8 protein-coding genes and 1 tRNA gene are annotated in these 14676 nt (G+C 34.6%); 5 read left to right on the plus strand and 4 right to left on the minus strand.

Features of this window, described 5'->3' with window-relative positions:
- A partial coding sequence (locus tag PHO43_RS09815) for a DUF4286 family protein (protein WP_353738330.1) occupies positions 1–98 on the minus strand: 98 nt, incomplete at its 3' end.
- A 122-nt stretch (positions 99–220) separates the two neighbouring features.
- Here PHO43_RS09815 and PHO43_RS09080 point away from each other — a divergent pair.
- A tRNA-Ala gene (locus tag PHO43_RS09080) sits at positions 221–294 on the plus strand.
- Positions 295–349: 55 nt separating this feature from the next.
- Here PHO43_RS09080 and PHO43_RS09085 read toward each other — a convergent pair.
- Both PHO43_RS09085 and PHO43_RS09090 read right to left on the minus strand, forming a co-directional pair.
- On the minus strand, positions 350–2356 hold the full coding sequence (locus PHO43_RS09085) for an FAD-dependent oxidoreductase (RefSeq protein WP_288012003.1): 2007 nt from the start codon (positions 2354–2356) through the stop codon (positions 350–352).
- 389 nt (positions 2357–2745) lie between these two features.
- Complete coding sequence (locus tag PHO43_RS09090) at positions 2746–3081, minus strand: zinc ribbon domain-containing protein YjdM (protein WP_053826420.1); 336 nt, start codon at positions 3079–3081, stop codon at positions 2746–2748.
- A gap of 172 nt (positions 3082–3253) precedes the next feature.
- Here PHO43_RS09090 and PHO43_RS09095 point away from each other — a divergent pair, with 172 nt between their 5' ends.
- Positions 3254–4846: a CotH kinase family protein gene (locus tag PHO43_RS09095; protein WP_288012006.1), complete on the plus strand. Its 1593-nt coding sequence runs from the start codon at positions 3254–3256 to the stop codon at positions 4844–4846.
- Between the two features lie 5 nt (positions 4847–4851).
- On the opposite strand, the gene PHO43_RS09100 is transcribed toward PHO43_RS09095, so the two are convergent.
- The gene (locus PHO43_RS09100) at positions 4852–8898 is read right to left on the minus strand and encodes a hybrid sensor histidine kinase/response regulator transcription factor (RefSeq protein ID WP_288012008.1); all 4047 of its coding nucleotides are present in this window, start codon (positions 8896–8898) and stop codon (positions 4852–4854) included.
- Positions 8899–9148: 250 nt separating this feature from the next.
- Between PHO43_RS09100 and PHO43_RS09105 the strand changes: the two genes are divergently transcribed.
- The 3 genes from PHO43_RS09105 to PHO43_RS09115 form a co-directional block, all read left to right on the plus strand.
- On the plus strand, positions 9149–10798 hold the full coding sequence (locus tag PHO43_RS09105) for a carboxylesterase/lipase family protein (RefSeq protein ID WP_288012010.1): 1650 nt from the start codon (positions 9149–9151) through the stop codon (positions 10796–10798).
- A 37-nt stretch (positions 10799–10835) separates the two neighbouring features.
- Positions 10836–13913, plus strand: coding sequence for a SusC/RagA family TonB-linked outer membrane protein (locus PHO43_RS09110; protein WP_045089472.1), 3078 nt, complete (start codon positions 10836–10838; stop codon positions 13911–13913).
- A 35-nt stretch (positions 13914–13948) separates the two neighbouring features.
- The coding region (locus tag PHO43_RS09115) for a RagB/SusD family nutrient uptake outer membrane protein (protein ID WP_288012012.1) at positions 13949–14676 on the plus strand (728 nt) is incomplete at its 3' end.

Consider the following 14676-nt stretch of genomic DNA (forward strand, 5'->3'; position numbering starts at 1 on the left):
CTTTTTGTTGACATTGGTATAAACTCCTGAAGAATATATTCTATAAATTCATCTTGAAGAGTTTCATCTATATGGAAAGTTGTGTTGAAAACAATCATCTAAAGGAGTTTTTTTATTTAATTTATGCAACAATTGAATTGCAAATATACATAAATTCTCTATCTTTGCACCGCCTTGTTGAGATGATGAAGTTAATTATTGAATCAATAAGTTATAAATTGGGGGATTAGCTCAGCTGGCTAGAGCGTTTGACTGGCAGTCAAAAGGTCATCGGTTCGACTCCGATATTCTCCACATCAATATTCAAGCCCTTAAAAATAATATTTTTTAAGGGCTTTTTTATTTCATTTTACTTTCTTCTCATCATATTCATTAATCCTCCACCATTTTCTACATTAGTAAAGCCCATTTGTATTAGCATTTGTTGTGCATATGCAGATCGGGCACCTGATGCACAATATAGGGTAATCTCACGATCTTTATCACCTAGTTCATTTACCCTTCTTTCTAATTCATCTAACGAAATATTAATAGCATTTGGGTAAGCCCCACCCATAAACTCAACTGGAGTGCGAACATCAATCACAAGTGGTGTATTTAAATTAGCCGATATTGATGTCTCTTTTATATTATCGGCAACTTTTTCACCTTTACCTTCATTGATCTTTTTATTTTCGAGCTCAGGCAGATTAACATGTATATTTTGGAAGCCAACCGCATACGCCTGTCTCTGCAATGATATAAATCCACCTGAAATATTGTAAACATCCTCTACGCCCATACTCTTGAGTATTCGTAAAGCTTGGTGTCCCTTTTTACCAGTTTCATCATATACCAAAACACATGATTCTTTAGGAATAGCCTTAAGATCGTTGTACAACATTTCTAAAGGCACATTATATGCACCACTAATATTCCCTTTTTTAAACTCGAATACATCACGAACATCAATCACAATAGGATTATGATCAACTATCCACTGATCGAGTTCACCAACGGTAATCGACGAACTATATCTGCTCTTATTATTTTCAGCCACGAATGCAGCCATATTTATAGCATCGTTTGCTGTACCCAATGGAGGAGAATACGCATAATCGATATCTGCCAAATCATGAATTGTAAGATTACCAGCGATAGCCGTTGCAATTACATCCAGACGACGATCGGCGCCCTTATAACCAGCAGTTTGACCGCCCAGCACTTCTCCTGTTTCACTGTTATAAATTAACATAACCGAGACATTCTCTGCCCCTGGATAATATGAAGTGTGATGTTCTTTATGTATCACCACTGAATCTGCAGGAAGACCAAGTGCGCGAGCTTGTTTAAGAGAAAGTCCCGTAATACCTGCAACTGCCTCAAAAACACGCAGTATCGACGTTCCCATTGCGCCTATGTAATCATGCTTTCCCCCCAACATATTCTCAGCAGCAATTCTTCCCTGACGATTTGCAGGTCCCGCAAGTGGAATCCTAACCATCCTGCCTGAAACTCTGTTCTCTACTTCTATCATATCACCTGCTGCATAAATATGCTCATCTGAAGTTTGCAAATATTCGTTCACCAGCAGTCCTCCCGATTTACCAATATCGAGTCCCGCTTCTTTTGCAAGTTGCAGGGTTGGGCGTACACCAATCGACATCAGCACCATATCGGCATTAATAATAGTACCATCATTTAGTTTTACCGATTTTGATGATATTGCTGTAACACCCTTTCCTGTATGAATATTCACTCCGTATGAAAGCATTTCATGCTCAATAAATCCTGCAGTCTCCGCATCCATCACCGACATAACGTGTGGCATCATTTCAACCAAGTGTACATTTAAACCTCGTTTTACTAACGCTTCAACCATCTCAAGACCAATGAATCCACCACCAACAACAACTGCATTTTTGGGTGCTCTTTCTTCAATGTGTCGATGAATATTATCCATGTCATTGAGCGTCCACAAAGTAAAAACATGATCTAGATTAGCCCCTTCAATATTTGGTATAACTGGTCGTCCTCCTTGTGCCAATAGCAATTTATCATATTTAAAGTAATTGATTTCGCCTGTTCTAATGTTCAACGTGGTAACATTTTTATTATACCTGTCAATATTGGTTACACGAGTATTCACATGTACATCCACTTTATATTGCTCTTTGAAACTTTCGGGACTCTGCAGAATCAATTTTGATCGACTTTTTATATCTCCACCTATATAATATGGAAGTCCACAATTGGCAAATGAAATATCATTGCCTGCTTCAAACATAGTAATTGCTGCAGTAGATGAAAGACGACGCACCTTTGCTGCAGCAGTAGCTCCTGCTGCCACACCTCCTACAATAATAATTTTTTCCATTTAAATACTTTTAGTGTTGTTTGTTAGATTCACAGAAATTTATAGTATAACTATCAATAAATTCAATGCAAAAATACAAATATATATGAATACATGTTCATGTATCCAATAGAATAAACTTATAAACTATTGATCTTGATTATTAAAGTTGTAAAGTCTTGAAACTGGTACTCTGAATGTATTGATGTTGAAATAAAACACGAAATGCCTGGACAGAGCCATATTAAAATATGCACCTGTAAAAAAGAAATCCACAAGTTTGAAGGTTAACCTTCAAACTTGTGGATAAAAAATAACTAGTGTTGTAAAAAACTGTAACGGTTATTTAGGACTGGTCATATTCAGAACTATCAATATAAAATCGATGTGGAATAGGTCTTTTAAAAAAACTATTTCTTTAAAAACTCGGTCTTTAAAAATATTGTTTGACCATCAACTTTTGCCTGAACGTGAGTTGGATCATCAGATGATAATCTAATACCACGTGCACGGGTACCTCTTTTTACTACCATTGACGAGCCCTTTACCTTAAGGTCTTTAATTACTGTAACATCATCACCATCAAATAGTTCGTTACCATTACTATCAACTACCTTATCAAACTTTTCGGCTGCTTCCATATCTTCCTGTGTCCATTCATGAAAGCATTCAGTACAGTGAAATAGTGAACCATCGAAATAAGTTACTGAACTTTGACATTTAATACATTTAGGAGTTTGTGTCATAATTATTTTGTTTAAACGGTACAAAGATACTGTTCAAATCGCTGTAATCAAAATTACACTATTGCACTCACAAATATCCATGAGTTTGTTAATATAAATCATTTAAATTGTTAAGTGAAAAAAAATGGATTATCTTTGTGGAAATTTATTTTGATCTTAAAAGAATAACCTTATGAGTTTAATTAAAACAAAGAATCTTCTTTATCTACTTATATTACTATTATCAGTAATAACATCCTGCAATGATTCAGGGGAAAATACACAAGAAGCCACTATAAACTCTTTTACTTTACAACCAGAATTCAATAGCAGTTTAGATGAAGTTGTCGTAGGAGAAATATCAGATAATACAATTAAGTTATCTGTACCTTACAGAGTCTCACTCAATAATCTGGTAGTATCATTTAATTACGTTGGAATTAAGGTTGAGGTAAATAATATAGAGCAAATAAGCGATATAACTTCAAACGATTTTAGCCAAAAACTTATCTACAAGGTAATTGGTAGTAATGGTGAAATTACTGAATACACTGTTACTGCAACAAATAAACCACCACGATTGCCAAAGGTTTATGTAAATGTAGAGGGTAATCAAGAATATAGTGATGACGAAAAAGAGAATTATAAAAACATAACATTACGTGTTTTAGATTCTGACAACTACTATACCACTAATACAGATTTCATTGCTAAAGGAGAAATGAAGGGAAGAGGCAATTCAACATGGTACGGTGTTCCTAAGAAACCATTTAGAATAAAACTGGAAGAAAAAAGTTCTCTCCTAGGTATGAGTAATGACAAAAACTGGGCTCTACTTGCAAATTACTATGATAAAACACTATTACGAAATATAACCGCTTTCGAGATTTCTAAAATAGCAGAATTATCTTGGACACCGAAGTCTCTAAGCGTTGATTATTATATGAATGGCACATATCGTGGAGTATATACACTTACAGAACATGTGAGAATATCAGACGAAAGATTAGATATGGATATAGTTTCACCTGAGGATAGTTCTGGAGATGCATTAACAGGTGATTATTTCTTGGAGCTTGACTTCCATTTCGATGAACCATATAAATTCAAAACAGATAGGAATAAACTACCTATCATGTTTAAAGATCCTGAAGAACCCACAACCAATCAATTTGATTACGTTAGGGACTTTTTTAATACTGCAGAGGAGGTTTTATACTCAGAAAATTTTACTGACCCTGTTGAAGGTTACAGGAAATATATCGATGTGCCATCATTTATTAACTACTATATAGTCCAGGAGTTATCTAAAAATGTAGATGGTAATTTGCGTGGTAGCTGTTATATGGCATTACGAAATAAAGGAAAAATAGAATTCCCTCTAGTATGGGACTTTGATCTTGCCTTTGGTAATGCGGATCATATTACTTGGGAACAAGGAGCTCTTTCCAGAGAATGGGATGGATGGTATATTAAGACACAATCACCATGGTTTGATCGCTTATTCGAAGATCCTCAGTTTGTTAGTGAACTTAAAAATCGATGGAACGAGTTGAAACCTGAATTAAACAAGATTCCAGATTTTATTAGAGAGCATGCAAAATTACTAGATGAATCACAAGATAGAAATTTCAGCCCCAAACCATATGGAGCTGGCTGGAGTATAACGAAACCTGAATGGAATACAAGTATTATTAGAGGTTCTTATGACAAAGAAGTGGAATATCTGATATACTTCGTTGAGAAACGACTAGAATGGCTGGATACAAATATTAATGCTCTTTAAAATTACTATTTATAATCACTTGGCGATATTCCAAACTGCTTCTTAAAACTGGTAGAAAAATGAGAGAGGGATGTAAATCCGGTTAAATCTGCAACCTCAGAGATATTATACTTTCCCTCTTTTAAAAGTTCCGCAGCCCTATTCAGTTTATATGATCTGAAGAAAACTGCCGGTGTTTCACCGGTAAGTCCCTTTACTTTATAATAAAATTTAGATCTTGATATTTTCATCATGTCTGTAAGTTTTATTATATCAAGTTCAGAATTGGAAATCTCTGATTCCATCAGGTCATAAAGCTCTTTCATAAAGATATTATCCTGAGGAGAAAGGATGTCATTATCTATTTCTTCAGCTTTTGTAGTTGCAGAAAGAATCATCTGTACTTTCTCTCGATTTGATAATTGAGATTTAATTAGCGCTAACAGATATGGTGGTTCGAATGGTTTAGTTATATAAGCATCAGCTCCTGTATCTAACCCTTTTACCTTGTCTTGTAATGTAGATTTAGCTGTCAAAAGTATTACTGGAATGTGGCTAAGCTGTAGATTATCTTTTATATCTTTACACAAACTATAACCATCTTTTTCCGGCATAACTATATCTGAAATAACCAAGTCAGGAGTATCTTCTAACATGTACTCAAGTGCATTAACTGCATCGTAAAAACAAATCACATTATAAAAAGGGGAAAGTACAACTCGAATAAAGTTAGCCAATTCAGAATCATCCTCAACTACTACAATAGATTTTAGATTTTTAGAATAATCTGGTTCATCATAATTAAATTCATTTTTTGCATTTAGCTGATAGTTTTCAGTTTCCAAATCTTCTGAAACAATACGCTCACTTGAACTGTATAAATCATCATTAATAGGTAGTAATAAAGTAAAAACGGCACCTGAATTACCTTTCTTATTGTTGGCTTTAAGATATCCATGATGTAATTTAGCCAAACTAAGTGCATGATACAATCCTATTCCTGTACCATAATAATTATCCACATCAGAATCTCCTGCTTTATAGAAGCGATTAAATATCTTTTCCTCTTCACCTTCAGGGATTCCTTTCCCACTATCTGTAATAGTAAGTTTAAAATATTTAGATGATCTTTTATCTGGTTCTAGATTAAAAATTCTGGATGCATCATGTTCACTTATAATATCAATTTCTACTGATATTATTCCACCTTGAGGTGTAAATTTAATAGCATTAGAAAGCAAATTACTTACAATTTTATCAAGTTTATCTTCATCAATCCACATTTCAAATCGATCCTCAAGTCCTTGTATTTTAAACTCAATTCCTTTGTTTTTCGCATTAATACAAAAAATATCTATAATTCTCTTTAATAACTCTGTAACATCTTCTTTTTTTACTCTCAGCTTTAAAGTGTCATTTTCAAGCTTATTGAAATCCATAAGTTGGTTTATTAATTGCAGCATACGTACAACACTTCTTTTAATTATTTCAATAAGCTCTTTCTCATTATGTGGAACATCCTTGCTTTCTGCTAATTGAGAGATTGGACCAGAAATCATCGTTAAAGGAGTTCTGAATTCATGTGAAATATTAGTAAAGAAACGCATATTCATTTCGTTTGTTTTCTGCTCTTGCTGTTTTTGCATCTCAGCCAAATATGCCAATTCTCTTTCTTTACGGATATGCCACAATCCTCTTAGTATTAAATATACTAGTCCACTAATCAAAATAAGATATATACATTTCGCCCACCATGTTAACCATGGTTTAGGCTCTACAATAATATTAATGGATTCTTGCGTTTCAACTATACTTTGATCATTATCAGTAATTCTAACTGAGAATTTATATTTACCTGAGGGCAGATTGGCATAATATGCTTCACGGTTATTATTTGCATCAACCCAATAATTATCAAAACCTTCAAGCATATAATAGTATTTTACACGATCATATTCACTATAATCCAATGCAGCAAATGAAATACTGAATCCATTCTCAAAATATCTTAATCTAATATCAGGTTTATATGAAAGATGTTTATCTATACTACTTCCTTTATCTTGAGGTCTTATTATCTGATTGTGAACTTTTAAATTTTCAAATAATAAAGGTAGAGTTTGTTTCTCCGGGACATCGATTGGATTGAAAAAAGTAAGTCCATGCGTTCCCCCAAACACAAGTGTACCATTTGATAGAAGGTAAGATGCACGTTCTATAAACTGATTCCCTCCAATACCGGAAGAAGCGTAGTAATTTGTAAATAGCTTTAAATCACGGTCATATTTCCCTAACCCATATTCAGTTCCAACCCATAAATTACCATGTAAATCTTCTTCTATTGATACTATATCCATACATGGTGCACCACTAATAGGTTCAAGATATCCATCTTCCGGTAAAAATCTTAGCAGACCATTCGTTTTAGTTCCTATCCAAACCTCACCTCTGCTATCTTCAAAAAGAACATTGGTTATAAGTACCGAGCGAGGAATAGAATTTTCCCATTGTGCTTCATCAAAAATAATTTCCTCTACAGTTCTTCTATCAGGGTCAATCATTTTAGGTCTGTGGTAAAAAGGAGAAGCCATAATCTTGCCATTTCTAAGTGTTATGAATCCTGAAACAAAATTAAAGAATGGCGTATATATCTGGAGTGGTTCAAAATCAGAATCTCCTTTTTTTAAAGAATAAACATACTCTGAGGTAGTACTAAGCCATATCGTTCCATTATTATCTTGTGTAAACACATTCGGCCCAAAAACATCATAATCAGAAACTAGTCTGAGTTTATCTTCAGTTAGTATACATTTCCAAACCTTACCATTTTCTTTTGAGCCTAACCACAGATTGCCTTCATTATCAATAAACAATGTGCTAACCAAAACCTCTTTAATGTTATTCTGTGGAATGCTTTTATATAGTAACTGTGAAACATTTAAATTTTCAATTTTCTTATTTTCTAGATTATAAATATATAACTCTCCTTTGGATGTTAAGAGCCACATATTACGTTTATCATCTTCAGACACAGACAATATTGGTTTACCACGAAAATACTCATTCAAAAAGTTGTCATTATTAAATCTGTTCTTATAACTGGAGTGCACTAAAAAGCCTTGATCCTCTGTTCCCAACCAAATATTTTGTTGAGTATCAACGAAAATAGTGCTAATACTGTTTTCAGTTCCCACAAATGGGAAACCGCTCTCATCCTGATGATACAGTGTTTGACCACCTCTGTTGTATACAAAAGAGCCATTATTTTCAGAAACAAAAAGCAAAGAATTGGAGTTTAAAGAATAAATCTTTTTCACAGTGCTTTGCATAAGTAGATCATGATTTGCTATACATTGAGGTGTACTAATATATCTGCACGTACGAGTATCAAAAACAGCAATATTATCATCTCCGGCAATCCATAATTCATTATTCCCCCATAGATAAGATGTAATTACACTGAAGTCTATGTTTACAGAATCTTTAATATCAAATGTAAATGAATTATATCTGTAAATTGTTCTTTCGCATATAGTCCACATATCATTACTTGCGTCTATAAAAACGAATAGAGGTATTTTATTGAAATCGAAAGGTTCAAATCTATCAAAACTCTCATTTTCCGGATTATAAACACCTAGCATATATGAGAAGTTAAGCAAAATTCTACCATCTCTTGTTTCAATTAACTGATGTCCATTCTGATTGCTGTTTCTAATCGGAATTCTTTTGAAATTATCTTGTTCTGTATACCTACTAACCCCATTAACAGTTGCTATCCAAAGTCTTTTTTTAGAATCCAAGATCAAGTCTGTAATATTATTATCAGCTAAATCCAGAGAATCATCTGTACTGAAAAATTGATAGAATTCATTGCCATCATATTTATTTAACCCCCTAAATGTACCTATCCAAATATGTCCATGTTCATCCTCTGCAAACGCAGTAATTTTCTGATTCGAAATATCATTCGCAATAACTGGAGTTTGCTCCTTAACAGGATTTTCAAAGTCTACAGGTGCATTACATGATGTAATAAAAAGAATTAAAATGATAAGGATGATATTTATCATAGAACTTCATGGTCTTTATAATATTCAACTACATGACTCAAATATAGGGAATATATGGGAAATTTCAATATGCTTTATAAGATTAAGGAATTTCAAAAAGGTTATTAAAAGCCAAATTAAACAAATATGAAAACATTTGGACAATCCATAAAACCCTATTCTACAAATATGAAAATTTATTAAACAGTTCTGAAAACATAGTTTTATATGATATTATAGATTTGCATAAACATTTAAGCCATGATATAATATGCGATTTTATTCTATACCATTATTTATTACCTCCATAATTATATTTTCAAGTTGTCGAAATAGTAAAACGGCTGAATCATTATGTGAGAATCAAAGTGAAATTACTACTTCTTTACAAGCTACAACCGCTAACACTGAGTACGGAAAGGTGGCAGGGTATATTGAAAATGGGATATACATATATAAAGGTATTCCTTATGCAGAAGCAGAAAGATTTATGCCTCCAACAAAAGTTACAAAATGGGATGGCGTTAGAAGTAGTCGCTCATATGGTCCAACATCACCACAGGGCAAACGAATGGGCTGGTACAGTGATGAACAAGCATTTGCTTTTGACTGGAATGATGGTTACCAGGATGAAGATTGCCTACGATTAAACATCTGGACACCTGGCATTAACGGCAATCAAAAAAGGCCGGTTATGGTATGGTTGCATGGAGGGGGTTATTCAGCCGGTTCCGGACACGAACTGCCCTCTTATGATGGAACAAATCTTTCACGTAAGGGTGATATTGTAGTTGTCTCATTAAATCATCGATTAAATGTGCTCGGTTTTCTTGATCTGTCTGCTTATGGAGAGAAATATAAAGAATCAGGTAATGTTGGAATACTTGATATAGTTGCTGCACTTGAATGGATAAATAAGAACATCTCTTCATTTGGAGGTGATCCATCTAATGTTACAATATTTGGTCAATCAGGAGGAGGAGGTAAAGTTTCAACACTATTAGCAACACCTTCTGCAGAAGGCTTATTTCACAAAGCTATCATTCAGAGTGGAGCGATGTTGAATACAATGGAGTCAAAATGGTCCAGGAGAATCGGTACAGCTGTTGTCCGGGAGCTTGGCTTAAATTCTTCAGATATTGATAAGATCCAGAATATTCCTTACCAGCAGCTTCTTGAAGCCGGTGAAAAGGCAGTTGCCGAGGTTAAAGTCGAGGCAGATAAAGAAGGATTTAAAACATTTATTTTTGGTTGGGCACCCACTATTGATGGAAATATTCTGCCATCTAAGTTATTCTACCCCACTCCACCTAAGCAGAGTAAAAATATTCCAATTTTAGTTGGCACAACACTTCATGAGTTTTGTACCAGTACATACAACCCTTCAATACGAAATATCACACAAGAACAGGCTATAGAGAAATTGAAGGTCAAATATGGAAACAGAGTTAATGAATATATTGAAGCTTTCAAAAAGGCCTATCCAAACTATACCCCTAAAGATTTATTTGACGTCGACTTTATTTTCAGACCCAGTGTAGTTGAATTCAGTAATATAATGTCATCATTTAGTAACGCTCCAGTATATACATATCTTTTCACTTGGGAATCCCCAGTGCTGGACGGAATTCTCAGAAGTATGCATTGTTTGGAGCTACCTTTTGTATTTAATAATGTGACGCTTCATGGAAATATGACTGGCGGAGGATCTGAGGCAATAGATCTTGGAAATATTATGAGTTCAGCATGGATCAATTTTGCAAAAACCGGTGATCCTAACACCGAAGGCTTGCCTCATTGGGAGCCATATAACCTTAATAATGAATCTTTAATGATTTTCGATAATGAATGTGAATTGAAAAAAGGACATGATAAGGATTTGTTGGATATAGTCCGTCTTTTCCCTATTCGTGGACTATAAAAAAAATTAATCTATTTAACTATCTAAACAGAAGAAGATGAACAAGAAAGACTCAATTAAACGACTGATTTTGTCAGTTTTATCCTTAATGGTTGCTGTGCCCCTGTTATTTGCACAAAACATTGTACAAGTAAGCGGCAAAGTTGTGGATATTCAGAATGAACCAATGATTGGTGTAAGTGTACTGGAGAAAGGTACTACTAATGGAACAATTACAGATATTGATGGAAATTATCAAATATCAGTAAGACAAGGTGCTACATTAGTTTTTTCTTATATTGGTTATATAACCCAGGAAAAAACTGTAAGCGCCAATACTCTCAATGTAACTATGGATGAAGATATGCAAGCATTGGATGAAGTTGTTGTTATTGGTTACGGTGTTCAAAGAAAAAGTTCACTCACCGGTGCCGTATCTTCAGTAAAATCAGAGGATTTGGAAGCAAGAACAATAGCTCGTCCTGAGATGGCACTTCAGGGAAAGACTGCCGGTGTTCAGGTTTTGAGTTCAACTGCTCGTCCGGGTGCTTCACCTTCTGTTAGAATTCGTGGTATCAGCTCAAATGGGTCAAGTGAACCACTTTACGTAATAGATGGTAGAATTGCAAGCGACATCGGAGGAATAGATCCAAATGATATTGAGTCAATGGAGGTATTAAAAGATGGTGCCTCAGCAGCAATTTATGGAGCTGCTGCGGGTAATGGAGTTGTTTTAATCACTACTAAAAGAGGAAAAGGAAGTGGCAAAATAACTTATAATCTTCAGCATACTTCTCAAAGTTTAGGCAGAATACCTGAAGTTATGAACTCTCAGCAGTATAAAGACTATTTCATTGAAGCAGGTAAAATTGCCGAAGGTGCATTTAATTTGAACTGGGATGGAGTTACAAATACAGATTGGACAGATGTGGCTTTTGAAAATAGTTCAATGATGAGACACAACCTAACATTCCAGGGTGGTAATGAAAGTGGTGCACTTTATTTATCATTGTCAAGTCTGGATAATGATGGAATGGTGGTTGGTAACAGTGATACTTATAACAGACTCACCGGTATGATTAATGCCAGTTGGAAAATCAAACCATGGTTAGAAGTAGTAACAAACAATCAAATAGAACACTATAAAGTTCAATCTGTAGCTGAAGGTAATGAATATGGAAGTTTACTTTTATCAGTGCTACAACTTGATCCTCTTACAAAACCTTTATATCCAATAAGCAATTTACCTCAACATATGGCAGATACTTATGCTCAACATCCAAATATGTTAGGGGATGGAAAAGGCAATCTTTATGGTATATCAGCATTCACAGGTAATGCTGAAGCTATAAATCCTCTTGCTATGCGTGATCGCTCATTTACTAAAAACAGAGGTTTTAATATCAATGGTACTACATATTTAAACTTTAACCCTATAAAACCATTGACTATCACTTCAAGACTTGGATATCGATTATCATCATCTTCTTCATACGGAGTGAGCCATGACTATTATTATCATGGTACTGCAAAGCAGGATTATATACAGGTAAACGCATCAGATTATAGTCCAACATACTGGCAGTGGGAAAACTTTATGAACTATGATCGTAAATTTGGAGATCATAATACAACTCTGATGTTAGGTACATCATTTAGTGAGAGTCGTAGTTTTGGAGTAAGCGGAAATAAACGTGGCGACGATCAAAATATTGGATTCCTTCAGGATGATCCCCTATTCTGGTACTTCGCTTATGCAACTTCAGATGCTGCAAAGGATATTTCAGGTGGAGAAGAAAATTTCTCACGCAAGCTAGCCTATTTTGGTCGTTTGAACTATGATTATAAGAACAAATATCTTGCACAGTTTTCTTTACGTGCAGATGCTGCTGACCTTTCTGTATTACCAAAACAAAAGCGTTGGGGCTATTTCCCTGCAGCTTCTTTTGGATGGGTAATTTCAGAGGAAGACTTTATCAAGGGATCAAATGATTTTATGACTCATTTAAAACTGCGTGCCAGTTGGGGTCAGAATGGATCAACTGCATCACTAGGAGGTTACCGCTGGAACGTATCTGTTGGTTCAACCGGTCATATTGCTATAGGTAATAATAATGATTTCTACTATGTAAATGGTTATGCCCCCTCTGCTACTGGTAATGAACAGTTAAAATGGGAAACATCAGAACAAACCAATATCGGTATTGATGCTCGTTTCTTGAATAATCGACTCTCATTAACTGCCGATTATTTCAATAAAGAAACCAAAGACTTAATTGTATCAGGAATTAAAGCTTCTACAGTTGTTGGTAATACTTTTTCTCCTGTAAACGCAGGTAACATTACTAATAAAGGTATTGAACTTGAATTAGGCTGGCAAGATAGAATTGGCGATTTCTCTTATGGAGTAAGAGGTAATATATCAACCCTTAAAAACAAAGTTACCTATATACATGAGTCACTGGCTGCAATTGATGGAACATCTTTAGTTACTTATGGAGCTATAACCCGTTTTGAGGTTGGAAAACCTGCATGGTACTTTTATGGATATGAGTTTACTGGTGTTGACAAGGAAACTGGTGAACCTATTTTTGCAGATCAGGACGGAGACGGTGCTATTACTGATAATGATAAAACAGAAATTGGAAAAGGTATTGCCGACTTAACATACGGTATTACATTAACTGCCGGATGGAAAAATTTTGACTTAATAGTGTTCGGAACTGGTTCACATGGTAATGATATTTATATGGGTCTAAATCGTGTCGACTATAACTTGAATCAACTTACTTATTTTACAGAAAACAGATGGACTAGAAATAATCCTAATGGTACTACTCCTAGAGCGTATGCAACAGATTTTACTAAGTTTATGACATCATCGGGTTCAGTATTTGATGGCTCATTCTTTAAAATTAAACAGATACAGTTGGGTTATTCAATACCAAGAAATCTTTTGAGTAAAATATCTATTGATAATTTACGAATTTATGGTTCACTCGAAGATTACTTCACATTTACTGATTACCCAGGTTTCGACCCGGAAGTAACAGGAGTTGGCAGTGCACTTGGAGTGGATAAAGGTAGTTATCCTAATTCTAAAAAAGTAGTTGTAGGCTTAGCAGTTACTTTCTAATTATTCATTTCAGTTAAAATTAATTATTAAACAACATGAAAAATAAATATTTATTATTATTAATAGTTGGTTTGGTTGCGCTAAGCAATACTTCGTGCGAAAGCAGACTTGATATTCCGCAAAAAGGTGTTCTGGACTATTCTTTTTATTACCAAACTGATGAGCATGCTGAAGCAGCTTCTAATGCACTATACATCGAATTAAAAGGTACATATTACAACTATACCATGCTTAAAAATGCTCTGTCTGACGATGTCTGGGCAGGAGGTGGAGGTCGAAATGACAATGCTGAATTAGAAGGTTGCAATGAGTTCTCATTTGGTTCTGACCAAAGTTTCATACGTGGTGTTTGGGAAAGTTATTACAGTTTGATATATAAGGCAAATGTAATTTTAGGTCATATAGAACCTGACACCGATGTAAAGAAAAGAGCTCATGCTGAGGCAAAGTTCTTCCGTGCATTTGCCTATTTCGATCTAATCTCAATGTGGGGAGAAGTTCCACTTGTAGATCACGAACTAACTCCTGATGAGTATCAGATGCCTAAAGCTTCTAAAGAAGAACTGTGGGCACTTGTAGAACAGGATTTGAATGATGCAATCAATTCTGGATATCTTGCCGAAAAACAGGACGCATATGATAATAGTGTTTGGCGTGTAACTAAGCAAGTAGCTCAAACCATGCTTGGAAAAGCACTTCTATGGCAAAATAAATATTCAGAAGCAGCAAAAGTGTTCAATGAAGTTAGAAATAGCGGAAAGTA

This window comes from Lascolabacillus sp., assembly GCF_028696275.1.
Lineage (GTDB): Bacteria > Bacteroidota > Bacteroidia > Bacteroidales > Dysgonomonadaceae > Proteiniphilum > Proteiniphilum massiliensis.